The 25,315-nt window shown below is 40.3% G+C and carries 22 protein-coding genes and 1 tRNA gene; 17 read left to right on the forward strand and 6 right to left on the reverse strand.

All coding sequences use genetic code 11. The features are described 5' to 3' along the window. Positions 1–17 precede the first annotated feature (17 nt). The 3 genes from IMPJCBKJ_RS09685 to IMPJCBKJ_RS09695 all read right to left on the reverse strand — a co-directional run bounded on the left by IMPJCBKJ_RS09685 (position 18) and on the right by IMPJCBKJ_RS09695 (position 3,499). Entirely contained in the window at positions 18–1,733 is a 1,716-nt protein-coding gene (locus IMPJCBKJ_RS09685) for an AMP-binding protein (RefSeq protein ID WP_166340039.1), read from the reverse strand. Between the two features lie 235 nt (positions 1,734–1,968). Continuing rightward, entirely contained in the window at positions 1,969–2,421 is a 453-nt protein-coding gene (locus IMPJCBKJ_RS09690; protein WP_166340041.1) for a DUF3010 family protein, read from the reverse strand. A gap of 64 nt (positions 2,422–2,485) precedes the next feature. Continuing rightward, positions 2,486–3,499, reverse strand: coding sequence for an endonuclease/exonuclease/phosphatase family protein (locus tag IMPJCBKJ_RS09695; RefSeq protein WP_166340043.1), 1,014 nt, complete (start codon positions 3,497–3,499; stop codon positions 2,486–2,488). A 249-nt stretch (positions 3,500–3,748) separates the two neighbouring features. On the opposite strand from IMPJCBKJ_RS09695, the gene thrS reads away from it, so the two are divergent. The 10 genes from thrS to IMPJCBKJ_RS09745 all read left to right on the forward strand — a co-directional run bounded on the left by thrS (position 3,749) and on the right by IMPJCBKJ_RS09745 (position 14,058). Then, positions 3,749–5,659: a threonine--tRNA ligase gene (thrS, locus tag IMPJCBKJ_RS09700; protein WP_054554889.1), complete on the forward strand. Its 1,911-nt coding sequence runs from the start codon at positions 3,749–3,751 to the stop codon at positions 5,657–5,659. A 57-nt stretch (positions 5,660–5,716) separates the two neighbouring features. Beyond that, a complete protein-coding gene (gene infC, locus IMPJCBKJ_RS09705; RefSeq protein WP_082389338.1) occupies positions 5,717–6,280 on the forward strand; it encodes a translation initiation factor IF-3 in 564 nt (187 codons plus the stop codon). Positions 6,281–6,488: 208 nt separating this feature from the next. Next, positions 6,489–6,689 (forward strand): 50S ribosomal protein L35, encoded by a 201-nt coding sequence (rpmI, locus tag IMPJCBKJ_RS09710; protein WP_054554888.1) that lies wholly within the window; start codon positions 6,489–6,491, stop codon positions 6,687–6,689. A 15-nt stretch (positions 6,690–6,704) separates the two neighbouring features. Continuing rightward, positions 6,705–7,064, forward strand: coding sequence for a 50S ribosomal protein L20 (gene rplT, locus IMPJCBKJ_RS09715; protein ID WP_036968189.1), 360 nt, complete (start codon positions 6,705–6,707; stop codon positions 7,062–7,064). A 199-nt stretch (positions 7,065–7,263) separates the two neighbouring features. Next, positions 7,264–9,060, forward strand: coding sequence for a M14 family metallopeptidase (locus tag IMPJCBKJ_RS09720; protein WP_166340045.1), 1,797 nt, complete (start codon positions 7,264–7,266; stop codon positions 9,058–9,060). 1 nt (position 9,061) lies between these two features. Continuing rightward, positions 9,062–9,703: an MBL fold metallo-hydrolase gene (locus IMPJCBKJ_RS09725; RefSeq protein WP_166340047.1), complete on the forward strand. Its 642-nt coding sequence runs from the start codon at positions 9,062–9,064 to the stop codon at positions 9,701–9,703. A gap of 146 nt (positions 9,704–9,849) precedes the next feature. Then, on the forward strand, positions 9,850–10,308 hold the full coding sequence (locus IMPJCBKJ_RS09730; RefSeq protein ID WP_036968198.1) for an Lrp/AsnC family transcriptional regulator: 459 nt from the start codon (positions 9,850–9,852) through the stop codon (positions 10,306–10,308). 143 nt (positions 10,309–10,451) lie between these two features. Further along, positions 10,452–12,008, forward strand: a complete 1,557-nt coding sequence (locus tag IMPJCBKJ_RS09735) for a SulP family inorganic anion transporter (RefSeq protein WP_054554885.1) — start codon at positions 10,452–10,454, stop codon at positions 12,006–12,008. Positions 12,009–12,163: 155 nt separating this feature from the next. Next, positions 12,164–13,237, forward strand: a complete 1,074-nt coding sequence (locus tag IMPJCBKJ_RS09740) for a histidine kinase (RefSeq protein WP_054554884.1) — start codon at positions 12,164–12,166, stop codon at positions 13,235–13,237. Continuing rightward, positions 13,234–14,058: a LytTR family DNA-binding domain-containing protein gene (locus IMPJCBKJ_RS09745; protein WP_054554883.1), complete on the forward strand. Its 825-nt coding sequence runs from the start codon at positions 13,234–13,236 to the stop codon at positions 14,056–14,058. Before IMPJCBKJ_RS09740 ends, IMPJCBKJ_RS09745 begins: the two co-directional genes overlap by 4 nt. Positions 14,059–14,300: 242 nt before the next feature. Here IMPJCBKJ_RS09745 and pyk read toward each other — a convergent pair whose 3' ends face one another. Further along, the gene (pyk, locus tag IMPJCBKJ_RS09750; RefSeq protein ID WP_138601084.1) at positions 14,301–15,734 is read right to left on the reverse strand and encodes a pyruvate kinase; all 1,434 of its coding nucleotides are present in this window, start codon (positions 15,732–15,734) and stop codon (positions 14,301–14,303) included. Positions 15,735–16,157: 423 nt separating this feature from the next. Between pyk and gndA the strand changes: the two genes are divergently transcribed. Further along, on the forward strand, positions 16,158–17,531 hold the full coding sequence (gene gndA, locus IMPJCBKJ_RS09755; protein ID WP_054553937.1) for an NADP-dependent phosphogluconate dehydrogenase: 1,374 nt from the start codon (positions 16,158–16,160) through the stop codon (positions 17,529–17,531). A gap of 54 nt (positions 17,532–17,585) precedes the next feature. Here the strand turns inward: gndA and ansA are convergent, their stop codons facing one another. Both ansA and sppA read right to left on the reverse strand, forming a co-directional pair. Beyond that, on the reverse strand, positions 17,586–18,596 hold the full coding sequence (ansA, locus tag IMPJCBKJ_RS09760; RefSeq protein ID WP_138616814.1) for an asparaginase: 1,011 nt from the start codon (positions 18,594–18,596) through the stop codon (positions 17,586–17,588). Between the two features lie 59 nt (positions 18,597–18,655). Then, the gene (gene sppA / locus IMPJCBKJ_RS09765; protein WP_166340049.1) at positions 18,656–20,521 is read right to left on the reverse strand and encodes a signal peptide peptidase SppA; all 1,866 of its coding nucleotides are present in this window, start codon (positions 20,519–20,521) and stop codon (positions 18,656–18,658) included. A gap of 199 nt (positions 20,522–20,720) precedes the next feature. Here sppA and IMPJCBKJ_RS09770 point away from each other — a divergent pair, with 199 nt between their 5' ends. The 6 genes from IMPJCBKJ_RS09770 (at position 20,721) to IMPJCBKJ_RS09795 (ending at position 25,261) form a co-directional block, all read left to right on the forward strand. Beyond that, the gene (locus IMPJCBKJ_RS09770; protein WP_166340051.1) at positions 20,721–22,682 is read left to right on the forward strand and encodes an NADPH-dependent 2,4-dienoyl-CoA reductase; all 1,962 of its coding nucleotides are present in this window, start codon (positions 20,721–20,723) and stop codon (positions 22,680–22,682) included. Between the two features lie 61 nt (positions 22,683–22,743). Further along, positions 22,744–23,454, forward strand: a complete 711-nt coding sequence (locus tag IMPJCBKJ_RS09775; protein WP_054553943.1) for a DoxX family protein — start codon at positions 22,744–22,746, stop codon at positions 23,452–23,454. A 63-nt stretch (positions 23,455–23,517) separates the two neighbouring features. Further along, positions 23,518–24,066 (forward strand): NAD(P)H nitroreductase, encoded by a 549-nt coding sequence (locus IMPJCBKJ_RS09780; protein ID WP_138601088.1) that lies wholly within the window; start codon positions 23,518–23,520, stop codon positions 24,064–24,066. Between the two features lie 199 nt (positions 24,067–24,265). Next, complete coding sequence (locus tag IMPJCBKJ_RS09785; protein WP_054553932.1) at positions 24,266–24,643, forward strand: hypothetical protein; 378 nt, start codon at positions 24,266–24,268, stop codon at positions 24,641–24,643. Positions 24,644–24,716: 73 nt separating this feature from the next. After that, positions 24,717–24,807: transfer RNA gene (locus tag IMPJCBKJ_RS09790), tRNA-Ser, on the forward strand. Positions 24,808–24,859: 52 nt separating this feature from the next. Further along, complete coding sequence (locus IMPJCBKJ_RS09795) at positions 24,860–25,261, forward strand: hypothetical protein (RefSeq protein WP_054553931.1); 402 nt, start codon at positions 24,860–24,862, stop codon at positions 25,259–25,261. The last annotated feature ends 54 nt before the right edge of the window (positions 25,262–25,315 follow it).

A 25,315-nucleotide genomic window follows, 5' to 3' on the forward strand; every position in this document is an offset into this window, starting at 1 on the left:
ACTTTGCAAGTGAATGATTACGAAAATGCCTTTTCGCTTAGGAGTTCCTGCATTTGTTCGCGCATTTTAAATTTTTGAAGCTTGCCTGTTACTGTCATTGGGTATTCTTCAACAAAGCGGATGTGCTTTGGTACTTTGAAATAGGCAAGTTTATCTTTTAAAAAATCACGAATGGCATTTTCATCAAGTACCGCATCATCTTTTGGTTGGATCCAGGCGCACACTTCTTCGCCGTATTTTTCATCGCTAATACCAAATATGGCTGCATCTTGAATACCTGGATAGGTGTAGAGAACTTCTTCTATTTCTCTTGGATAAATGTTTTCTCCACCGCGAATGATCATGTCTTTTATCCGGCCAACGATAGCAACAAAGCCATCTTCGTCCATAACACCTAAGTCACCAGAATGTAACCAGCCGTCTTGATCAATTGTTGCTTTCGTTTTTTCTTCATCATTCCAATAGCAGCGCATAATTCCAGCACCACGGCTACATACTTCTCCAGGTAAGCCAACTTGTTGAACATCACCCAGCTCGTCGATAATTTTCACTTCAGTATGGGCTAATGCACGGCCTACTGTGGTAACTTGTTTTTCGAGAGGCGAGTCGGTTTCGGTTACGTTATTTATCGGGCTACATTCAGTTTGGCCATAACCAATTACAACTTCTTTCATATGCATTAATGAGTGAACTTTACGCATAACTTGCTCAGGGCAGGTTGAGCCGGCCATTACGCCTGTTCGGAGGCTAGATAAGTCATAGTTTGCAAAATCTTTAAGCTCTAACTCGGCGATAAACATTGTTGGAACACCATGTAAGCCTGTACAGCGTTCTTTTTCAACAACTTCAAGGGTTGTTTTAGGGTCGAAAGAATCACCCGGAAAAACAGCGGTAGCGCCTTTACTTATACATACTAAATTGCCAAGCACCATCCCAAAACAGTGGTATAAAGGTACCGGAATACAGAGTTTATCTTCATGTGTCAGCTTCATCGCTTGGGCCATCAAAAACCCGTTATTGAGGATGTTTTTATGGGATAAGGTCGCTCCTTTTGGGTTACCCGTAGTACCAGAAGTAAATTGAATATTGATATCTTGGTCACAATGTAAAGTGGCCGCAATGGCATCAAGCTCCAGCTTATGGGCATCTGTAGCGCGCTGCATGATATCGCTAAAGCTAAACATGCCAGCAGCAGGTTCATCACCAATACGAATAATGTTTTTTAGGTGTGGCAGGGCGTTTAAATTTAATTTACCTGCTTGTGAATCTGCAAGCTCCGGTGCGAGCTCATTCAGCATGCTTATATAATTACTGGCTTTAAATTCACTTGCTGTGATAAGTGTTGAACACTCAACACTATTGAGTGCGTATTTTAATTCGCTTGGTCGATATGCAGGGTTAATGCACACCATAATTGCACCAATCTTGGCTGTAGCAAATTGAGTTAAGCACCATTCAATATTGTTAGGAGACCAAATACCAACCCGGTCGCCAGGTTTTACGCCAAGTGATAATAATCCCATTGCTAACTGGTTAATCTGTTGCTGGTATTGCCTGTAGGTTAAACGGATCTGTTGATGATGAACCACAATCGCGGGGTGATTAGGGTGATTGTCGACAATATTATCAAGGTACTGTCCAATTGTTTGTTCTATCAATGGAATGTCTGTACGGCCTTGATAATAGCTTTGAGTAAGTGGAAGCGCATTACAGTGTGTGTTCTTTGTCTGCATTGTATTCTCCGTGTCCGGTTAATTTGTTGTCATGGACTTGATGCAAAAGAATTGAAACAATCAATTAGGATGATTTCAAAACATGCGTACCTGATTAACTAAACATAGATTGTCGACAAAGAAAAGCTTTATAAGACTAATGTACAGAGTGTAATTTTAATAAAGCAGAATAAAGAATGGGTTTTGAGGTATAAAAAAACGTGCCGTAGCACGTTTTTTTAAGAATAAGCAGCAATTAAGCTTTTGGATCATCTTGCTTATAAGTTTTACGCATGATGTACACGTAAGCACTAATGAATGCGTTTTCTTGGAATTTTTTCAGTCCTGTGTCTTCAAAATCAATAGGCACTGGGTTGCGCTTAAGCTGCTCTTTGATTTCAGTTGCAGATAAAACTTGCACATCTAAGCGTTCAATTAACTGAATAGCCGTTTCCATTTTGAAACCTTTCGCACTACCAGCGAATTTACCTTTTGCTTGGCGCTCTTTGATTGCTACTGAGTCAATTTGGTAATCTTCCATTAATTTTTTGAAATCAAATTGGAATTTACGCATTACTTCTGTGTCATTACCATTGCCTAAGGTAAAACGTGTTTGTCTGACATCACGGATATCAAATACGTCATTGTCTTTGGTTAAAATGCACAGTAGTACGTCACTACCTGTAATTTCTACACCACATGTTCTCATGGTCTTTCTCTAAATAACTTAATTTGCGCAATTATAGCAATTAACGTTATGAAAAACAGGTGCTTTAAAAATGAATTTTAATTGCGATAACACCGTGGTCACTTACACTAATATCTTCGGTTAATTTACTTGGCGAAATATGCTTATCATAACTTTCGTAGTCGAGCACTTTAACTTTCGAAGCTTGGCAATCGGGATTAAAATGCGCTGAAGCAAGAATATAATCTAATACATTCCCTTTTCCTTGGTAATAATGGCTAAAGGGTTTGTTTTTATTATCATAATATGAGCGGCTAAACTCATAGCTGTCGGTCAGACCAACAACAAGTTCGTTCTGTTCTATACAAGGTTCACAGCGAGTGGGGTGAAAGCCTTGAGTCATAAACGATAAAGTTGGGCTGGTAAGTACATCATTAAAGTCCCCCATAACAAGTGTTGCACATTGCATTTCTCGCTGCGTTTTCAGTGCATCATAATAGACAATAGACGCTTCTAATGAGCGGGAGATTTGCGACTGCATGGTACCCACCGTTTGATGTAGTAACTGCAGGAGCGGATCTTCAAGGTTATGAATATTAAGAATGTGCGCCATTGATTGCACACGCTGTGACTTAAAATGAACAACATAAAAACAGACTTCACCAAAATCAGGTAAATCAATGATACATTTAATCGGTGTGCGATTAAACTTGAACTCATTTTGATTGTTTAAGTACTCAAGTAATTCAGGGCATGGCGTCAGTGCATCGGCTGATTTAAACGGGTATTTACTCGCAATTGCAACTACAGGGTTGAATAACACTTGCGGATAGAGCGCATCATGGGACGGGCTATCGACCGTTTTAAAATAATCATAACCCGCTTCTTTACACTGCACTTCTAATGCGTGTTGACTAAACACTTCTTGAAATGCCACCACATCAGGGGTTGACTCACTTAAGAAATTAGCAACAAACAATTGTTTTTGCAGCCATTGTGTATTGTTATAGCGTTCATGTAATTGGTAAAACGAGTAGGGTGGCGCGGTATAATTTAATAAGTTAAATGTAGCAAACTTGAAAGAACGCGTGTTTGGCATTTTCATCACCCTAAAAGTACTGACTCATTAAGTATGAAATGAGTTAACTAATTGTCAATTTACTCTTCTAACTACTTGTATTTGAGCACGTGAGCAGCGACAATAGTCGCTTGTATTTGCGAGGACTCAGTAAATACAAGCTTAAATAGCAATGCTTATTCGTAAAAGCGTTGCAGAGTTACTAAAAATTAATTTAAAAATATTACATGTGATGCATTGTAGGCATCACCACTGTATTAAGGATTTATAATGCCAGTTATTACCCTCCCTGACGGCAGTCAGCGTAGTTTTGAAAACCCAGTAAGCACATTTGACGTAGCGAGCGATATCGGTCCAGGTCTTGCCAAGGCAACGATTGCAGGCCGTGTTAATGGTACTCGTGTTGATGCATGTGACTTAATCACTGAAGATGCGCGTTTAGAAATTATCACAGCAAAAGATGATGATGGTTTAGAGATTATCCGTCACTCATGTGCGCACCTTATTGGTCATGCAGTTAAGCAGCTTTTCCCTGAAGCAAAAATGGCAATCGGTCCGACCATCGATAACGGATTCTATTACGATATCGATATGGAACACTCTTTAAGCCAAGATGATTTAGATGCTATCGAAAAGCGTATGCTTGAGCTTGCTAAAACAAACTACGACGTTGTTAAAAAGACCGTAAGCTGGCAAGAAGCACGCGATACTTTTGAAGCGCGTGGTGAAACATACAAAATGGAAATTCTAGACGAGAACATCGCGAAAGATGATCGTCCAGGCTTATACCATCACGAAGAATACATCGACATGTGTCGTGGTCCACACGTTCCAAACATGAAGTTCTGTCAACATTTCAAAATCATGAAAGTGGCAGGTGCTTATTGGCGCGGTGATTCTGAAAACAAGATGCTGCAACGTATCTACGGCACTGCATGGGCAGATAAAAAGCAACTTAAAGCGTATTTAAAACGCTTAGAAGAAGCTGAAAAACGTGATCACCGTCGTATTGGTAAAGCGCTTGATTTATGGCACTGGCAAGAAGAAGCGCCAGGCATGGTGTTTTGGCACAATGATGGCTGGAGCATTTACCGTGAACTAGAAGACTTCGTTCGTGAAAAATTACGTGAGTACGATTACGAAGAAGTTAAAGGCCCATTAATGATGGACCGTGGTTTATGGGAAAAATCAGGTCACTGGGACAAATACGCAGATGCGATGTTCACAACTGAATCTGAAAAGCGTGAATACGCAATCAAACCAATGAACTGTCCGGGTCACGTACAAATCTTTAACCAAGGTTTAAAATCATACCGTGATCTTCCATTACGTATGGCTGAGTTTGGTTGTTGTCACCGTAACGAACCATCAGGTGCATTACACGGCTTAATGCGTGTACGTGGCTTTACTCAAGATGATGCGCATATCTTCTGTACTGAAGAGCAAATCATGGATGAAGTTTCTGCATGTATCAAAATGGTTTACGACACATACGAAACGTTTGGTTTTGAGAAGATCGTTGTAAAACTATCTACTCGTCCAGAAAAGCGTATCGGTGAAGACGAAATGTGGGATAAAGCTGAGCTTGCGCTAGCTGATGCATTAAAAGCAAACGACATTGAGTTTGATTACCTACCAGGTGAAGGTGCATTCTACGGTCCTAAGATTGAGTTTACACTTTATGACTGTTTAGACCGTGCATGGCAATGTGGTACTGTACAGCTAGACTTCGCATTACCAGGTCGTTTAGGTGCAACTTATGTTGCTGAAAATAACGAACGTCGTACACCTGTTATGATCCACCGCGCGATTTTAGGTTCAATTGAGCGTTTCATCGGTATTTTAACTGAAGAATACGCTGGCTTGTTCCCAACGTGGCTTGCTCCTAAGCAAGTTGTGATCATGAACATCACGGACAAACAAGCAGATTATGTGCAAGAAATTGTACAAAAATTAAATAAACTTGGAATTAGAGCCGCTGCTGACTTGAGAAATGAGAAGATTGGCTTTAAAATCCGTGAACATACGTTAAAACGTATTCCATATTTACTTGTTGTTGGCGATAAAGAAGTTGAACAACAAGAAGTGGCAGTACGCACTCGCACAGGTGAAGACCTAGGCAAATTTAGTGTTGATGATTTCATTGCAAAAGTAAGCGAAGAAATTAAAAATCGACAATAAATCATGAGCGTGTAGGGCAAAACAAACAGCCAACTACACGCTTTTTATTTTATATTCTTGGAGGATCGTACCATTAGAGGCGGCAAGAAAGGGCAACAAACAGCTCAAAAAAATCGTATCAACGAAGATATTACAGCTAAAGAAGTTCGTTTAATTGGCATCGACGGCGAGCAAGCTGGCATCGTGTCATTAAAAGAGGCGCAAGCTATCGCTGATGATGCGGGTGTAGATCTTGTAGAAATCAGTCCTAATGCTGAGCCACCTGTTTGTAAGGTTATGGACTACGGTAAGTTCATCTTTGAAAAAAGCAAAGAACTAAAAGAACAAAAGAAAAAGCAAAAGCAAATCCAGGTTAAAGAAATCAAATTCCGTCCAGGTACGGATGAAGGTGACTACCAGGTTAAGCTACGCAACTTACGCAAGTTCTTAGAAGCGGGTGATAAAGCTAAAATCACTATCCGTTTCCGTGGTCGTGAAATGGCTCACCAAGAAATTGGTATCGAATTATTAAACCGTGTTAAAGCCGATTTAGAAGATGTTTCACAAGTTGAATCATTCCCAAATCGTGTTGAAGGTCGCCAGATGGTTATGATGATGGCACCTATTGCTAAAAAGCAATAAACAGGGTATATTACGCACCGATTTTATTTCAGGTCTGCAAGTAACAGTTTACTGTTCACCTGAAATAACCGGTTATAAGTAAGGTTGCACTGCTTTTGTAGTGAGCCTTCACCGGATTATGGCAGTAAGTTAGGCCTTAAAAGTAGAGCTATTTTTATATCTCTCGCCTGCTTGCTAATTTTTAAGCAATACATTTGGAGTTATTGCAATGGCTTACAAGCTAAAAACTCACAGAGGCGCGGCTAAGCGTTTCAAGAAAACTGCTTCTGGCGGTTTCAAGCGTAAACAAGCGCATCTTCGTCACATTCTGACTAAGAAAACTTCTAAGCGTAAATTACACTTACGTCCTAAGATGATGGTTCATAAGAATGACCATGGTCTAGTTTCACGTATGTTACCATTCGCTTAATAGGAGTCTTCAGAAATGGCAAGAGTTAAACGCGGTGTTATCGCACGTGCACGTCACAAAAAAGTTTTAAAGCAAGCTAAAGGTTACTACGGAGCACGTTCACGTGTTTACCGCGTAGCTTTTCAGGCAGTTACTAAAGCGGGTCAATACGCTTACCGTGACCGTCGTGCTAAGAAACGTACTTTCCGTCAACTTTGGATTGCACGTATCAATGCAGCAGCTCGTCAAAACGGTCTTTCATACAGCCGTTTTATCAATGGTCTTAAAAAGACTTCTGTAGAAATCGATCGTAAGATCCTTGCAGATATCGCTGTTTATGACCAAGTTGCATTCGCAGCGCTTGTTGCAAAAGCAAAAGAAGGCCTAGCGGCTTAATTTCGCTTTTCATAAAGTTTAAAAAGGAGCCTAGTGCTCCTTTTTTTGATCTTAATTAATATTCATAACTAACAACGATTTTGCATAGCGTATGTCGTTTGCTCCATTTTTTTGTTGAATCACCGCAGTTTACGCAATCCATTCAGATTAGTTGTTATAATTTCCCCAATATAGAATAAGTACCGCACTTGAGAGTGATATGTTTGCGAGTTTAGTGTTTTTATCTGCTGCAGTAACTTTAGACAGCCACTTACCCCCATTATTGCCATGGCAAGGCGATAGTGTGTCTTTAATGCAAGAAAAAGGACCTTTAACCACAGATTTTGAATTAAGCGAAGGCACTTTATCGCCTAATTATGCCGACACTATGGCGTTCGTAGATCGCCTAGTTGCAGCAAACCCAACACAATTCAAAGTAACGACTATTGCGACAAGCAGTGCGGGTCGTGCGGTTAAGATGTTAGTGGCAAATGAGCAAGGTATGTTTGATGCCAAACAACTTGTTGCTGATACAAAGCCAACCATCTTTATTCAAGCAGGCATTCACAGTGGTGAAATTGATGGCAAAGACGCCATGTTTATGTTGCTACGCGATATTGCAACAGGTAAACGCCGCGATATTCTGAGCAAAGTCAATATTCTATTTATTCCTATTTTAAACGTTGATGGTCACGAGCGCAGTAGCCAATACAACCGAATTAATCAGCGTGGCCCAGTAGAAATGGGCTTTAGAACGAATGGTCTAAATTTAAATTTAAATCGTGATTACACTAAGCTTGATACACCCGAAGTACGCGGTGTAATGCAGGTTATTAATCAATTTAAGCCAGATTTATACGTGGATGCCCATGTAACCGATGGCGCTGATTACCAATATGATGTTACCTACGGTTATAACCCGGTTTTTTCGAGTGAATCACCGAGTGTGTCACAAGCGCTGGATAATCTATTTAAACCTGTTATTGATGCCAAACTTGAAAAAGCAGGGCATATTCCTGGTCCACTTGTGTTTGTAATGGACAAGCGGGAATTTAAAAAAGGGTTAGCAGGTTGGGTCGCAACACCACGTTTCTCAAATGGCTGGGGTGATTTACGTTCATTACCGACAATCTTAGTTGAGAATCATTCTTTAAAACCTTATAAACAGCGCGTATTAGGTACTTATGTATTTATTGATGGTGCCATTGATGCTCTAGCTGCAAATGATAAAGCCCTTAATGAAGCGGTTCAAAAAGAGCTCGATTTCAAACCTACGCAATTAGTAGTGGAACGCGGTTATGCAAAAGAGCCAGATACCATCGAATTTAAAGGGATCGCCTATTCAAGAACTGAAAGCGCATTGTCTGGGCAAGCTGAAGTTAAATATTTAGGTGAAGCTAAAAACTATGACGCATTACCGGTTTTTTGGCAAAAAGAAGTTAATAAGACCGTTAACGTACCTGCTGCGTTTTATATTCCGCCGGCGTACAGCCAATTGGTAAGTAAGCTTAAATTACACGGCGTAGAGGTAACGACAGTGAATGGTTCTGTTTCTGAGCCATTAACGCAAGCAAGCGTTGCTGATTATTCATTTGCAAAAGCACCTTTTGAAGGACGTTTTCGTGTAGAGGCGACATTTGATTACAACAACGTAAAAAATGTCGATATGACCGGCTGGTACAAAGTCTCAACTGAGCAGCCTTACTCAGAACTGGCTACACACTTACTACACCCAGAAGCGCCAGATTCATTCTTTGCTTGGGGCGAGTTTAATACTATTTTTCAGCGCACTGAATACGTTGAGAATTACGCTTTAATGCCGTACGCACGTCAAATGCTAAAAGAAAAACCTGCATTGGCTTTAGAGTTCGATAAAAAAATTCGTGAAGATAAAAACTTTGCTAAAGATGCTGATGCGCGCTTGCATTGGCTTTATGAGCGTACACCGTTTTATGATCAAGGCTATTTAAAATACCCAATTTTAATGGCGTTTGAGCAGTTACAAAAAGGACAATAACATGAAAGTGAAAGCTGTTCCTGTTACTGGCTTTGCGCAAAATTGCCGCATTATCATTTGTGAGCAAACGAATAAAGCGGCCTTGGTTGACCCAGGTGGCGATGCAGACAAACTTCAAGCAGAACTTGCTGCTTTAAATTGCCAATTAGAGGTAATTTATTTAACACATGGTCACTTAGACCATGTCGGCGCTGCAAAGCAACTCGCAGAGCATTTTAGCGTTGATATCATTGGCCCACATTTAGATGATAAATTTTGGTTTGATGCCTTGCCAATGCAAGCGCAAATGTTTGGTTTTGCACCAATTACACCATTTTATCCAACGAAGTGGCTAAATCATGGCGATACAATCACAGTGGGTGAACTTGAATTATCTGTACGCCATTGCCCAGGGCATACGCCTGGTCATGTTGTTTTTTACCACCAAGGTTCAGAACAGCTGATAGTGGGTGACGTGATTTTCCAAGGCTCTGTTGGTCGTACTGACTTTCCAAAAGGGGATAGTGCGCAATTAATCGAATCAATTAAGTCTGAGATTTTATCATTCTCTGATGAAGTTGCTATTTTGCCAGGCCACGGTCCGAATACCACCGTAGGGCATGAGCGAAAAACAAATCCATTTATTAGTGGGCGTTTTGGTTGATATTTACTCGCAATAATGGCTAATTTTTTAATTAAGTGGATTGGTATAAAGTTGCAATTTTTTTGCACAAACAGTAGAAAATAGGCAGACTGATATTTAAATCAGTTATATAATTTAACCAGTATTTTTACAGAAAAAGAAATAAAATGTCTCTGAACCAAGTAGATCGCCAAATTTTGGCATTATTACAGCAGGATGCTAGCTTATCTACGGCAGAAATTGCCGATAAAGTTGGTTTATCTCAATCTCCATGTTGGCGTCGTATTGCTAAGCTTGAGCAAGATGGTTATATCAAAGGTAAAGTTGCTTTGCTTGACGAGAAAAAGCTTGGCTTTGATATGTTGGTTTATGCCCATGTTCGTCTATCTAACCACGGTAGAACGAACCTAGCTGAGTTTGAACGTTTAATTATGAGCTATGATGAAGTAACCGAGTGTTACAGTATGGCGGGTACCATGGACTTTATGCTTCGTATTATTTCAAAAGGTATTGAAGGTTATGAGCAGTTTGTTCGTGATAATCTACTAAACCTTGAGTTTGTTCAAGAAGTTCACTCAAACGTGACCATGACATGCGTTAAGCGTAGTACGTCTTTACCTCTTTAATCTTTTTCTACTACGTTTTATTTTTCGAAAACGGTTAGTGCTTTTAGGTACTAGCCGTTTTGTTGTTAATAATTGTTAACTTTTGCGGATTTTGCTAGAATTCTGCGCCTTGCCGAAATGCATTCACTATAAAGAGGATCTTAATGTTTAACTTACTCAGCAAAGCGCCAAGCTCTGCTAAAAACGATATTCTATCAGGCCTGACCGTTGCGTTGGCATTGGTACCAGAAGCGGTTGCGTTTGCTTTTGTTGCTAATGTTGAGCCTTTGGTTGGTTTATATGCCGCATTTATTGTTGGCTTAATTACGGCTATTTTTGGTGGTCGTCCAGGTATGATTTCTGGTGCTACCGGCGCACTAGCCGTTGTAATGGTAAGTTTAGTTTTAGATCATGGTGTAGAGTATCTATTTGCAACCGTCTTATTGATGGGGATACTGCAAGTACTCGCAGGTATCTTCAAGCTTGGCAAGTTTATTCGCATGGTTCCGCACCCTGTAATGCTTGGCTTTGTAAATGGTCTTGCGATTGTTATTTTCTTGGCGCAACTGGGTCAATTTAAAGTACCAGACGGTATGGGTGGCCAACAGTGGATGGAAGGGCAAGCACTTTATATTATGCTTGGCTTAGTAGCGTTAACTATGGCTATTATTCATTTCTTACCTAAGCTAACTACTGCTGTACCTTCATCGTTAGCTGCCATTGTAACGGTAACAGCGATTGTGATTGGTTTTGATTTAGAAGCGCGCACTGTACTAGATTTCTTAAAAGGAATGACAGGTAATGAGCAGGCAACGATTGCCGGTGGCTTGCCTGAGTTTCATATTCCTATGGTGCCATTTAACCTTGAAACATTAAAAATTATCTTCCCTTATGCTTTAGTTTTAGCAGCGATTGGTTTAATTGAATCGTTATTAACACTGACCTTAATTGATGAAATTACTGAAACCCGTGGTCACAGTAACAAAGAGTGTATTGGTCAAGGCGCAGCAAATATTACCTGTGGCTTTTTCGGCGCGATGGGTGGCTGTGCGATGATTGGTCAATCTATGATCAATATTAACTCGGGCGGTCGTTCACGTTTATCTGGTATTAGTGCCGCAATCATACTGCTAGCATTCATCATTTTTGCAGCCAGTCTCATTGAAATGATCCCACTAGCTGCCTTAGTTGGTGTTATGTTCATGGTTGTTCTTGGTACCTTCGAGTGGGCAAGCTTCAAAATGATGAAACGTGTACCTAAGTCTGATGCTTTTGTTATCGTGCTTGTTTCTGGCGTAACCGTAGTAACAGATCTTGCGATCGCGGTATGTGTGGGTGTGATTGTTTCTGCTTTAGTTTTTGCTTGGCAGCATGCGAAACACATTTACACAAGCAATTACATCGATGAGCAAGGCTCTAAAGTGTACGAGCTTCATGGTCCTTTATTCTTTGGTTCGGTTAAGAACTTTGCCGAGTTATTTGATGTTAAAAATGACCCAGAAGACGTGATCATTGAATTCAAACATAGCCGTGTTGCTGATCACAGTGCGATTGAAGCGATTGACAGTCTTGCAGAAAAATACGCAAAAGTCGGTAAGAAACTGCATTTGCGTCATTTAAGCCCTGATTGTATTCAACTATTACACAATGCGCGTGATTTAGTTGAAGTGAATGTGATTGAAGATCCAAATTATAAAGTGGCTTCAGATAAACTAGCTTAAAAATAAAGCAGATAAAAAGCGAAGGCTGTTGTGGCCTTCGCTTTTTTAATGTCTGAAGAATGCGGTAAGGCTATAAAAAATTAAGATAGGCGGCAGTGCTTTGTTCTCGTGACTATCGGTATAATAAAAATAATTATGAAAGGTAATCTGATATTTTGAATTGGCAATCATTAGTTGATAATCGACAACGCTTTTTCTGGGTTTTGCAAATTGCAGGCTGGATAGGGTATGCGTTAGTTAATTATATCGGCTCAAAAGTCTTTGAAATGCGTGATATTTACGTATTTGTTATTGTATTAAACGCTTATGCAGGCTGTTTAATGACAGTACCTTTACGTTATATGTATCGTAAAGTGTGGAATGCCTCACCTTGGGTATTAATGCTTGTCGTTTTTGGTGCTTCCTATGTAACTGGCACATTATGGGCCGTTGTACAAAAATTCAATTTATGGGAAATCTACCGTCACGGTTACCGTCCAAATGAATGGTTTTATTACTTCCAACAAGGTTTAGATTCGGTTTATATCATCCTTTGTTGGAGTGGTTTGTATTTTGGTATTAAGTATTACCAGCTATTGCAAAGTGAGCGACAAAAGGCCCTAAAAGCAACCACTATGGCGCACGAAGCTCAGCTGAAAATGCTGCGCTATCAACTTAATCCGCACTTTTTATTTAATACCCTAAATGCAATCTCAACCTTAATTTTGGTAAAAGAGAACAAAGATGCAAATTTAATGGTGTCAAAATTGAGTGACTTCTTACGATACACACTCAATACTGACCCAATAAAAAAGGTGCCGTTAGAGCAAGAAATTCATGCCCTCATGCTGTACTTAGAAATTGAAAAAGTACGCTTTGATGAACGTTTACAAGTCAATGTAGACGTAAGCGAGCAGGCAAAAGAAGCCTTGGTACCAAGCTTGATCCTCCAACCTATTATCGAAAACTCGATAAAGTATGCGATAGCGCAATTAAATGAAGGTGGTGTGATTGATATTAAAGCACAAGTTTTTGCAAATGAACTATTATTGGAAGTAGGCGATAATGGTCCTGGCACAGAGCTTAAAAATGGCCAACTGGTTAATTCTCAAGGCGTTGGCATAGCTAATACACAGGACCGCTTAAAAACACTTTATGAGAACAACTACTCGTTTGTTCTCTCTGACAATACGCCAAGTGGATTAAAAGTTAATCTGCGCGTTCCGTTTGAAAAGGCTGTTAAGAAATGAGCAAAATTAGAACTTTGATCGTTGACGATGAACCGCTAGCAAGAAAGGGCTTAGCTGTTCGACTTTCTGAATTTGACGATTTAGAAGTCATTCGTTTATGTAGCAATGGTCAAGAAGCAATTGATGAATGCTTATCGGGCAATATTCAATTGGTTTTCTTAGATATTCAAATGCCAAATATGAACGGTTTTGAAGTTGCAAGAGCACTTAGCGAGAGCGTTAATCCATTACCCGCTATTGTGTTTGTAACGGCTTTTGACCAGTTTGCAGTTAAAGCATTCGAGATTCATGCGTTGGATTATATTCTTAAACCAGTCGATGACAACAGACTAAAACAGGCGGTAGAAAAAGTGCATACCTATTTAAAAACGCAACAAGATAACGCCCACAAGAAAAAACTAGCGAGCTTTGTTGCAGGTATTACAGGCAATAATTGCGAAGAAATTTTAAAGAAGTTAGCAACGGGCGATAGCCTTGCTGACCGTCGTTATCCAGAATCATTAGCTGTAAAAGAGCAGGGCGAAATTGTTCGTGTGCCAGTCATTACGATTCAATGGGTTGATGCGGCTGGTGATTATATGTGCCTTCATTGCCAAGATGGGCAAACACATATCCTTCGTAAAACAATGAAAGAGCTTGAACAAGAGCTTGATCCACAACTATTTGTGCGAGTTCATCGCAGTGCCATTGTTAATACAAAGCAAATTAGCAAACTTGTAACTCAAGTAAGCGGTGAATATCTTTTAGTGTTAGATAATGGCCAAGAACTAAAAGTAAGCCGTAGCTATCGCGATAAAGTGAAAGCTGCTCTGGCGAGCTAATACCAACCCGCAATAATACTTAATCATTTTGAGGGATCAAACCTGTCGCTAACTGCGTTAAAAATTTCTCATTTAGAACAACTAAATAACGAAATTTTTGCCTTGTAATCAACGAGGTTTTATTGCCTCAAAATAGACTACTTAATTAAGCGGATTGGTATAATAGCTATTCAAAATTTAGTAAGTTAAAACAAAAAGGCGCAATTATTAATTGCGCCTTTTTAATGAAAATTTGTAATAGTTTAAACTGTTACAATCTTCATAGTGTTAGTTGCACCAATCGTTTCCATTGCATCACCATGAGTTAAAATCACAGTATCACCTGCTACTAGTGAGCCTTGCTCAACAAGAGTGTTTAATGCATCACGTACCATGCTTTCGTCTTCACACTTCGTTGAATCAAAGAATACAGGATAAACACCACGGTAAAGTGCTGTTTGGCCCAGCGTACTTGGATGACGTGATAATGAATAAATTGGTAAACCAGAGCTGATGCGTGACATCAATTTAGCTGTACTACCTGATTCAGTCAGAGTCACAATAGCTTTAACAGAATCTAAGTGGTTAGCTGCATACATCGCAGATAATGCAATTGATTCAGCATTTGATGAAAAACGGCTGTCTAAACGGTGTTTAGAAACGTGAGTTTCTTTTTGTGATTCAGCACCTAAACAAACGCGAGCCATAGTAGCTACTGTTTCTTCAGGGTAGTCACCAGCGGCTGTTTCAGCAGATAACATAACTGCATCAGTACCATCTAATACGGCGTTTGCTACGTCCATAACCTCTGCACGTGTTGGCATTGGGTTATCGATCATAGATTCCATCATTTGTGTTGCAGTAACAACAGTACGGTTAAGTGAACGAGCACGGCTAATGATAAGCTTTTGTTTACCAACAAGCGCTGCATCACCAATTTCAACACCTAAGTCACCACGCGCAACCATCACTGCGTCAGAAGCAAGTACGATATCATCAATTGCTTCAACAGTTTCAACGGCTTCTGCACGTTCGATTTTTGCTAATAGTTGTGCGTTTGAGCCAGCAGCTTCTGCTAAAGAGCGAACATAACGCATGTCATCACCACTGCGTGGGAACGAAACGGCAATATAATCAACACCGATTTCAGTCGCTGTGATTAAATCTTCTTTATCTTTATCAGTGAAAGCAGGGGCTGTTAAACCACCGCCTAAACGGTTGATACCTTTGTTATTTGAAAGTACGCCACCAACAGTAACAGTTGTGTGCACTAGGTCACCGTCAACGCTATCTACCGTTAATTGGATTAAACCGTCGTTTAATAACAGTAAGTCGCCTGTTTTAACGTCGTTAGGTAGCTCTTTATAGTCGATACCTACTGCATTAACGTCGCCTTGGCCTTTTTCCATTTTTGCATCAAGGGTAAATTTTGCGCCAACTTCTAGGTTTACTTTACCGTCTTTGAAGGTTGATACACGAATTTTAGGACCTTGTAAGTCTGCAAGGATAGCAACGTGTTTGCCTAAACGCTTAGCAATGCTGCGTACCGCTTCAGCGCGGTCTTTGTGATCTTGTGCTACGCCATGTGAGAAGTTCAAACGAACCACATTTGCACCTGCACGAATAATTTTTTCTAGGTTGTTATCGCGATCGGTTGCCGGTCCAAGGGTCGCAACAATTTTTGTGCGTCTTAGCATCAAATTCTCCTGTGCGCTCAAATATATTAAGCGAATTGATGGTTATCTATTAAAATGTCGTGCTATAAACCTTTAATATAGGCTTATACATAAGCACAATGTAGAACTCATAAGTAAAAAATGATTGTTTTTACTTATGAGAATCTGGCTCTTTGTATTAATTATAGAGTATACAAAGGGTGAATGACGTTATTATGACACCGGTGTCAGGTAGCGTCAATACACATACCTTTTTAAAGGGTATTATAAAAATCTGGTCCGATGCCTTGGTTATTTTGATATACTGGGGGCAACGTCGCTTCATGATTTCGATGATTTATCTCAAGTTTGCTGTCAAGCTCGCATTTTTGGGCTGCTTGGGTATAATGCGCGCGTAATTATTTTGATTAACTAACCAATAGTTGTTACCGAGGAGGACACTAAATGCAAGTTGCATTAGTAGGGTTAGGCGTTATGGGTAAAAATCTTGCCCTCAACCTGATTGAAAAAGGGCTGACATTAGTAGCTTACGATAAAAACCCAGATGCGGGTGCCGAGTTACTAAGCTGTGCGAAAGCATTAGGTTTGGCAGACCGTTTACATATTGTGTCTGATTTAAATGATATGGTTAGACGCTTAGAGCCGCCTCGTTCGATTCTTCTTTTAGTTCCTGCTGGTGAATTGGTTGATAAAGTATGTACAGAGCTTGCAGAAGCAGGTGTTGACTGTGATGACATTATCGTAGATTGCGGCAACAGTAACTACAAAGACGGCATTAGCCGTAAACTTAAATATCAAAACAAATTTGAATTTGCCACTATGGGTATTTCTGGCGGTGCAGAAGGCGCACGTCACGGCCCTGCAATGATGGCAAGTGGTTCAGAAGGCGGCTGGGAGCGTGTTGAGCCGTGGTTTGAAAAAGTAGCGGCAAGCTACAAAGGTGAGTCGTGTTTTGCACGTGTAGGCCAATCTGCAAGTGGTCACTTTGTGAAAATGGTGCATAACGGTATTGAATATGCGCTAATGCAATTAATTGCAGAAATGTATCAATTATTACGTTTAGGTACTAATCGTTCACCAAAAGAAGTGGCTGACATTTTCAATGAATGGTCCGAAGGCACTTTAAATAGCTACTTACTGTCAATTTCAAGCCATATCTTGAGCCTTGAAACGACAGAAGGCGAGCCGCTAGTTGATTTAATCGACAATAAAGTTGGCGCGAAAGGCACGGGTTTATGGACTGCACAAAATGCCCTAGAGCTTGGTATTGCTGTGCCATCACTCGTTGCGGCTGTTCAAGCTCGTCACTTAACAAATACGTGTGATACGCATGCTGCTAAAGAAATGACTTACGCTGCTAAAGCAACTGATACCGTTGATTTAGACTTAGCAGAGCTAAAAGATGCATTCACATTGGCAAGTTTACTTGCTTATCGTCAAGGTTTAGCCCTTATCAAAGGTGCGTCTCGTGCGCATCAGTGGAAAGTTGATCTTTCTAAAACGCTACAAACGTGGCGCGCTGGCTGTATCATTCGTGCTGATTACTTAGACAATGTCGCTGAAGGTGTAGAATTTATTGATTCTATGCAGCGTGAATCAGCAGCATTACGTAAAGTAACGGGTGCAGCAGTTGCATCTGGTTTAGCTTTCCCTGTGTTAACAGCAACGCAAACTTACATTGCGACGTTAACAACACCAAGTAATGGCCACCTTGTGCAAGCACAACGTGACTACTTCGGTGAGCATGGTATTAAAACTCACAGTGGTGAGATTTGCCATTTAACAGACTTAGTTGAGATTGACGAAAAAGTTCGTTAATTATCAAAAAGAATAAAAAAGGCACCAATTGGTGCCTTTTTTGTATTTGCTGCATTAACGACTTAGCTCACCGCGTAGGTTGTCTTGCATCAAGTGACGAATTGTTTCTACTTCCAGCTTTTGACTAAATAAGTAGTGTAACTTGGTCAAACAGGCTTCTAATGTCATATCGTAGCCACTGATCACACCACAATTTAATAAGGCATTACCGGTTGCATAACCGCCCATATTAACTTGGCCTTTTAAGCACTGCGTTAGATTTATAATCACCATACCGCGTTTGCTTGCATCATTAAGAATGTCTAAGAACGCCGGATCTTGTGGGGCATTACCCACGCCAAAACTTAATAACACAAGAGCTTTGATGTCGTCATTAACTAAACTTTTAACCACTTTTGGGCTGATCCCAGGATAAAGATAAAGCACACCAATAGGTTGTGGCGTAATATTCGATACCTGTAGTTCGTTATCAACATAAGGGCTAAGTTGCCCTTTAATAAGCTGAATATTAATCCCTGACAGTGCTAATGGTTCAAGGTTCGGTGATGCAAAGGCATCAAAGCCATCAGCATGGGCTTTTGTTGCACGGTTACCGCGGAATAACTGGTTATTAAAAAACAGACTTACTTCAGCAATTGGGTAATTTGCGGCTAAATACATGGCATTAAGTAAGTTTACTTGGCCATCAGAACGAAGTTGCGACAATGGAATTTGTGAGCCTGTCACAATCACAGGTTTTGTCAGGTTTTCGAACATGAAAGACAAAGCAGAAGCTGTGTAGGCCATAGTATCGGTACCATGCAAAACCACAAAGCCATCATAGTCTTGGTATTTACTCTTAATATCGTCAGCAATTAATTGCCAGTGGGCAGGGGACATATCTGAAGAATCAATAAGTGGGCAATATTCGTGAATATCAAACAAAGGCATTTCATCACGATTAAACTCTGCATTATTGACCACTGTTTCGGTTAAAAAACCTTCTGCCGGAACATAGCCACGGCTCGATTTTTTCATACCGATAGTACCACCCGTATAGGCGATATATATACGTTTACGTTTCATAAAAAAAGCCCAGTTAAATAACTGGGCTTAGTATACCTAAAATCGCTTAGCTAAGTAACTTATTGAATTACATTACACACTAAACAACGAGCGTAAACGCCTTGTGGATCGTTGTAATCTTTTAGATTATCGATCTCACTACTTAACTGATTAATAAGGCTTTGTAAGTTAGCTTGTGTTGCGAGTACTGAGTGTGATGAATCAGACTTAGCAAAGAAGCTCTTAACAGCCGCGGTGCCAAAGATATCTTGCAGCATTTGCTCTTGTGGTGTTAATGACTGTTTGATGGTCTTAACATCATAATGATTAAGCTTAGCAAGCTCAGCTGCCGCCTTAATTGCATCTTGCTTATCGCCAAGTTTATCAACTAAACCTAGTTCTTTAGCTTGAGTTGCAATCCATACACGGCCTTGGGCAATTTTATCAACTTGCTCAGGCGTCATGTTACGTGCTTCAGCCACTACATTTAAAAAGCGTTTATATGCATTTTCAACGCTCATTTGAATGATGTCTGACATTTTCTCGTCAAGTGGGCGTGCAATAGAGAAGCCAGCAAGGTCAGTTGTTGCAACACCATCTGAGTAAATACCTAATTCAGCCATGGTATTTTCAAACGTCATGAAAGTACCAAATACACCAATTGAACCTGTAATTGTGCTAGGGGCTGCCCAAATTTCATTGGCTGCAGATGCAATCCAGTAACCACCTGATGCAGCCACTGAGCTCATTGAAGCGATAACCGGTTTACCCGCTGCCTTAAGTGCTAATACTTCAGCGCGGATAACTTCAGAAGCAAACATACTACCGCCACCTGAATCGATTCGTAGTACAACGGCTTTCACTTTGTCATCAAGACGCGCTTTACGAAGTAGGGCTGCAGTAGAGTCACCACCAATTTCACCTGCTTTACGTTCACCATCAACTATGGTGCCTTTAGCTACAACGACAGCTACTTTTTCAGTAATTGGGTTATCGAACTCAACAGGCGGTTTTACCAGCGATAAATACTCACGGAAGCTTACTTGCTTAAAGGTTTTGCCTGTTTCTTCTGCACCAACTAACTCAATAAGCTGTTGGCGGATTTGTTGTGAGGTTTTTAAAGAATCAACCCACTGATTATTTAGCGCGTATTGGCCCGAGTTACCGTCAACGGCTTGCATTTTTGCAAGGTAAACATCCATGTCTTCATCGAAATTACTTTCATCGAATGGACGGCTCGCAGCAACGTCAGTTTTGTATTCGTTCCAAAGTGCAGTTAACCAAACACTATTCGCTTCTTTCGCCGCATCTGACATGTCATTACGAATAAATGGCTCAACCGCTGATTTATAAGTACCGACACGGAAAATATGTTGAGTCACTTTTAACTTTTCAAGCGCGTCTTTGAAGTACAGTGGGAACATACCGTAGCCTTCAATGCTCACACCACCATATGGGTGCATAGACACTTCATTAGCATGGGCAGCAATATAATATTGTGCTTGTGTATAGTAGTAGCCTGTTGCAATAACTTGCTTGCCTGCCTCTTTAAATGCATCAATTGCTTTCGTTATTTGTTTTAGCTTATTGATGTGTGCACTTGGCATTTTTTGTAGGTCAAGAAGCATCACACTGATACGATCATCTTTAGTAGCTTGGTTGATCACTTCAATTACATCATCAAGAAGAATTTCTGATGGTGCTTCTTTACCCATAGTTGCATCGTTGATTGCTGCTTCTACAGGATCAACATAGGTTTTTTCTTCAACAATAGGGCCATTTAAGTTTAGGCGTAGCACGGTTCCGTCTGCTACTTTTACTTGGTCTTCTTCACCTGTGATGGCAACAAAGAAGAGTATTACTAGTAATAGAAATAATATGTTTAGGACCAAACGGCGGGAAAAATTAATCCCGGTCCAAATGCCTTTAAATATCTTTGCTAGCAAAATAAATCCTTAATTCAGTACAGCTTAGTAGTGATCTCATCTTAGCTTAGAATAACTTTAAAATTAACTGTTAAATAGTAACAGAGTGTTTAAAACGACAATTTGCTACCGATTAATTACCAGTGAAAAGTTGATTATTCTAAGTTATTGCCGCAGAATCTATTTTAAATAGAGGTTCGACCAGTTAACGGGGCACACAATGTTAGAACAAAAATTACAATTACCGCATACCGAACTTCGTAATCGTTTGGTTATGGGATCAATGCATACTGGCTTAGAAGAAGGCTGGCATAACCGCAAACGCTTACGTGCATTCTACGAAGCACGTGCTAAAGGCGGCACGGGTTTAATCATTACAGGTGGCTACAGCCCAAATATTCGTGGCAAGCTATCTCCGTTCGCATCAACATTTAATTCATTTTATGATGTGATCAAGCACAAAGCATATACTGATGCGGTGCATCAACATGGCGGAAAAATTTGCTTACAATTATTGCATGCAGGTCGCTACGCGTATCATCCATTCAATCAAGCACCAAGCTCAATTCAGGCACCTATTAATCCATATAAACCTAAAGAAATGTCGTTAGGGTCGATTAAAAAAACCATCAAAGACTTTGCTAACTCAGCAAAAATGGCTGAAAAAGCAGGTTATGACGGTGTTGAAATCATGGGTTCTGAAGGTTATTTGATTAATGAATTCATGGCTAACCACACCAATAAAAGAACAGACAACTATGGCGGTAGTTTAGAAAACCGTATGCGCTTGGCTGTTGATATTGTTAAAGCTGTTCGCGCTAAAGTCAGTCAAAAGTTCATTATTGTATTTCGTTTGTCTGTAATGGATTTAATTCCTAATGGATCAACGCCTGATGAAGTAAAGCAACAAGCCCTGGCACTTGAACAAGCTGGCGTTGATATCTTTAACACCGGTATTGGTTGGCACGAGGCTCGTGTACCAACGATTGCCAGTATGGTCCCAGCAGGTGCATTTAAAGAAGCATCAAAACGCTTAAAAGATACGGTATCAGTGCCAGTTATCGCGGTTAACCGTATTAACACGCCAGAAATTGCCAATGGAATTTTAGAAGCAGGCGAGTCTGATTTAATTTCGATGGCCCGTCCTTTATTAGCGGACCCAGAGTTTTTCAATAAATACGTTAATAATAAGTCTGAACAAATCAATATTTGTATTGGTTGTAATCAGGGTTGCTTAGACCATGTGTTTAAAAATAAACGTGCCACCTGTTTGGTTAACCCACAAGCGGCTTTTGAGTTAGATTACAGCCTTGAAAAAGCTCCATCTTCTCGATTAGTTCTGGTTGTAGGTGCTGGCCCTGCTGGCCTTGCTGCAAGTTGTTACTTAGCAGCGAAAGGTCACAAAGTGACTTTAATTGAACGTAAAGAACAAATGGGTGGCCAATTTAATTTAGCCATGCAAGTGCCGGGTAAAGAAGACTTTAACCATACCCTTAACTACTTTACTAATGAATTAAAGCGCTTACATGTCGATTTACAGCTTGGTACTGAATTTACTGACAATATGCTCAATCAATACGATGATGTGGTTTTTGCAACAGGCGTACGTCCGCGCGAAGCCAAAATCGAATGCAGTGATGGCAAACGTGTATTTGCTTACGATGAGGTCATTCGTGGTGAAGTAGAACTCGGTGAGAAAATTGCGATTCTAGGTGCCGGTGGCATCGGTTTTGATATGGTTGCCTTTTTAAGTGAACACAAAGGCCAAACAATTGAGCAATTCAAAACTCAATGGGGTATTGAGTGCGAAGCTGCGCCTGAAAAAGACAATCGTCAACTTTACATGCTTAAGCGAAGCGCAGGGCGTTTTGGTAGTGAACTGGGTAAAACAACGGGTTGGATCCACCGACAAGTTGCCAAACAGCACGGTGTTAAACAAATCGCTGAGTGTCAGTATCTAAGCTTTGATAAGCAAGGTTTGAAGATAACGGTAAAAGGTGAAGAGCAAATCCTCGATGTTGATACCGTGATTGCTTGTATTGGTCAGGTATCAAATACTGAAACGTTCGATAATCAAACCGAAAACGCGAAAGTACACGTTATTGGTGGCGCAAAACTAGCTGCCGCTATCGATGCTAAACGTGCAATTTTTGAAGCGTTACAAGTCGCTCGTAAAATTTAATTGAAAGTAAACTAGAAAACGTGCGGTCTATGTGATTAATCTATTTAGTCACGAGACCGCTATGTTGAACACACACCTAATACCCCTTTACCAACACACCTTAAAGAAACTGCAGTTTTTAGATGGACTACCGAGTCTATTAATTCGCTTGATTTTAGCCCCAGTGATGATCATTGCAGGCTTTAATAAGCTTGCTTTAAGCGGTGATGTTACTCATCTTTATCAATACTTTTTAGCATCTGAAGATATTGTTGCATGGTTTGGAAATAGTGACTGGGGTTTAGGCCTACCCATGCCCTCTATATTGGCCTTTTTAGCTGCATGGACTGAGTTTTTAGGGGGGATCTTTATATTATTGGGTTTATTTACTCGTTTAACCGCAATTCCTTTGATGATCACCATGCTGGTTGCAGCGACAACAGTACATGCCAGTAATGGCTGGTTTGCTGTAACACCTACCGATGCCAGCACCAGCCCTGCAAGAGTGCTGAATTGGCTTGCAATACCTGGTAGTGAAGCTAGCCTAGTTAATTCTGATGAAGCCAGCGAAAGATTAACCAAAATGCGTGAGTTGCTAGAAACGCATGGTTATACAGAGTACCTCTATGCGAAAGGGAAACCTGTGATCTTAAATAATGGTATTGAGTTTTCTGCCATATATTTTGTTATGTTATTGAGTTTATTTTTTACAGGGGGTGGTCGTTACGTTAGTTTAGATTATTGGTTAACTAGAAAAGTATCGAATAGCTTTCTTGCTCATAAAGATAAATGATAAGCTTGGGTTTTCTGCCCCGATTATTAAGGGGCGTCGTACTTAAGCATTTACGGAATATTCATGGACGCTTTAACGCTATTACAAACTCGACAATCAGATCCTCGCCTTATCGCACCTGGACCTACTGCAGAACAACTTGAAATTATTAAGCGAGCGGCCATTAAAGTGCCTGATCATGGCTGTATTGCTCCTTGGCGATTTATTGTCGTTGAAGGCGATGCACGTAATAAATTAGGCGATATCTATCATCAGGCCGCTGTTGCTGAAAACCAAGATGATAGAACCATTGAGCGCGCTAAAGAACTACCGCTGCGATCTCCGATGATGATCATTGCCATTGCAGATGTAACTGAAAACCCAAAAGTGCCACGTATTGAACAAGTACAAAGTGCAGGCTGCGCTGTACTTGCAATGCAACAAGCGGCATTCGCCCAAGGTTTAGGGGGTATTTGGCGCACAGGTTATTTTGCACAAAGCCCAGCTGTTAAAGCGGCACTCGGTTGTAAAGAACAAGATGAGATTGTTGGTTACCTCTATTTAGGTACGCCAGAAATAGACATTAAAAAACCTATCAGACACAAGCCAGAGACGTTTTTTGAGAATTTATAAATAGTAGGAACTTTTTTGCAGTTAAGCAGTCAGACACTATTAAGCTTACTTATGTTAGTTTTTTTAGATTTAGCTTAGCTGTAAGAAGCGCACGGATGCAAAAAACGAAATAATTCTTCTTCAGTGTGTTTTTTAATCGGTTATTTTTTGTTAACGTATGGAAAGTCTTAAAAAAATAACGATAAAGAAGACGAGAACAATGGGAAACTTATTTTTACGTGAAAAAGAAAATTGGTTCGCTTGGTCAATTTGGGGCTTAGTTGGCGCTGTTGTCACATTTTTTGTTGCCATGTCTACAAAACAACCTCATTACCTTGGCTTGTCTGCTGTAGTGGTATTACTTCTATTGACATGGTGGATGCAAAGCACTAAACGTTTCGATTTCGGTCGCGCTTTTAAAATTTGTTGCTACGTTTTAACGATCACCTGCTTACCCGCCTTCGCATTAGTTATTGTACCGAGTTATAACCTCAATAAAATTGACGTAATAGTGCAGGGCTCAGGTTTTGCAATTGTTAGTTTAATTGTTTGTTTAGTTTGCTCTTTAATCGCAAAGCGTCCGAAGCAGTACTATTAAAAATACTTTTTTAAAGTTTTTTACATTTAAGGCTTTACAACGAACGCAGTAAACACTATTATGCGCGCCGTACGGAGAGATGGCAGAGTGGTCGAATGCACCGGTCTTGAAAACCGGCAGGGGTTTGTAGCCCCTCTAGGGTTCAAATCCCTATCTCTCCACCATTATTTAGAAAAACCGCCTTTAGGGCGGTTTTTTGCTATCTGGAGATAAGTAATGTCAGCAAGCGAGTCTTCTTCTACACTAATGCGCATTGTTAAACATGTTCTGCTTTGGTGTATCTTTTCTTATTTTTATCACAGCGGGATCAATGTACTTGTAGCTATGGCCCATGATGCGCAGCCTGATTACGGGCTAATATCTTCAATCGCTTATGGTATTGGGTTTAATGTGTTAGTAGGGCACCTTATTGGCAAATACGACAAGCATTGGCCTGTCATTGCAGCATGTGTGATTTCTACTGTGGGTCTTATTGCTGTGCCATTAATTATGTTAGGCAAAGATGGTTTAATGAGCGGCTTTTTTATTGCTTCGATGATCGCTACATTACCTGTTGCGACATTTGTAATTGATAAAATAAAGCAGCGAATTAGTGCAAACACTGAGCAAACGCAGTAAAACTAGGCGATATTCGTTGTTTTTTTATGTTAGTATGAGCACGTCTTTTAACTA

Origin of the sequence: Pseudoalteromonas sp. MB47 (assembly GCF_011319765.1) — a bacterium.
Taxonomy (GTDB): domain Bacteria; phylum Pseudomonadota; class Gammaproteobacteria; order Enterobacterales; family Alteromonadaceae; genus Pseudoalteromonas; species Pseudoalteromonas simplex.

Excerpts from the sequence above, each read along its gene's own strand:
- rplT (WP_036968189.1), top strand. The coding sequence starts at position 6,705 with ATGGCAAGAGTTAAACGCGGTGTTATCGCACGTGCACGTCACAAAAAA.
- IMPJCBKJ_RS09730 (WP_036968198.1), top strand. The coding sequence starts at position 9,850 with ATGTCTCTGAACCAAGTAGATCGCCAAATTTTGGCATTATTACAGCAG.
- IMPJCBKJ_RS09735 (WP_054554885.1), top strand. The coding sequence starts at position 10,452 with ATGTTTAACTTACTCAGCAAAGCGCCAAGCTCTGCTAAAAACGATATT.
- IMPJCBKJ_RS09795 (WP_054553931.1), top strand. The coding sequence starts at position 24,860 with ATGTCAGCAAGCGAGTCTTCTTCTACACTAATGCGCATTGTTAAACAT.
- IMPJCBKJ_RS09725 (WP_166340047.1), top strand. The coding sequence starts at position 9,062 with ATGAAAGTGAAAGCTGTTCCTGTTACTGGCTTTGCGCAAAATTGCCGC.
- pyk (WP_138601084.1), bottom strand. The coding sequence starts at position 15,734 with ATGCTAAGACGCACAAAAATTGTTGCGACCCTTGGACCGGCAACCGAT.
- IMPJCBKJ_RS09785 (WP_054553932.1), top strand. The coding sequence starts at position 24,266 with ATGGGAAACTTATTTTTACGTGAAAAAGAAAATTGGTTCGCTTGGTCA.
- IMPJCBKJ_RS09780 (WP_138601088.1), top strand. The coding sequence starts at position 23,518 with ATGGACGCTTTAACGCTATTACAAACTCGACAATCAGATCCTCGCCTT.
- IMPJCBKJ_RS09775 (WP_054553943.1), top strand. The coding sequence starts at position 22,744 with ATGTTGAACACACACCTAATACCCCTTTACCAACACACCTTAAAGAAA.
- gndA (WP_054553937.1), top strand. The coding sequence starts at position 16,158 with ATGCAAGTTGCATTAGTAGGGTTAGGCGTTATGGGTAAAAATCTTGCC.
- ansA (WP_138616814.1), bottom strand. The coding sequence starts at position 18,596 with ATGAAACGTAAACGTATATATATCGCCTATACGGGTGGTACTATCGGT.
- IMPJCBKJ_RS09720 (WP_166340045.1), top strand. The coding sequence starts at position 7,264 with ATGTTTGCGAGTTTAGTGTTTTTATCTGCTGCAGTAACTTTAGACAGC.
- IMPJCBKJ_RS09685 (WP_166340039.1), bottom strand. The coding sequence starts at position 1,733 with ATGCAGACAAAGAACACACACTGTAATGCGCTTCCACTTACTCAAAGC.
- thrS (WP_054554889.1), top strand. The coding sequence starts at position 3,749 with ATGCCAGTTATTACCCTCCCTGACGGCAGTCAGCGTAGTTTTGAAAAC.
- IMPJCBKJ_RS09745 (WP_054554883.1), top strand. The coding sequence starts at position 13,234 with ATGAGCAAAATTAGAACTTTGATCGTTGACGATGAACCGCTAGCAAGA.
- rpmI (WP_054554888.1), top strand. The coding sequence starts at position 6,489 with ATGGCTTACAAGCTAAAAACTCACAGAGGCGCGGCTAAGCGTTTCAAG.
- IMPJCBKJ_RS09695 (WP_166340043.1), bottom strand. The coding sequence starts at position 3,499 with ATGCCAAACACGCGTTCTTTCAAGTTTGCTACATTTAACTTATTAAAT.
- IMPJCBKJ_RS09770 (WP_166340051.1), top strand. The coding sequence starts at position 20,721 with ATGTTAGAACAAAAATTACAATTACCGCATACCGAACTTCGTAATCGT.
- IMPJCBKJ_RS09690 (WP_166340041.1), bottom strand. The coding sequence starts at position 2,421 with ATGAGAACATGTGGTGTAGAAATTACAGGTAGTGACGTACTACTGTGC.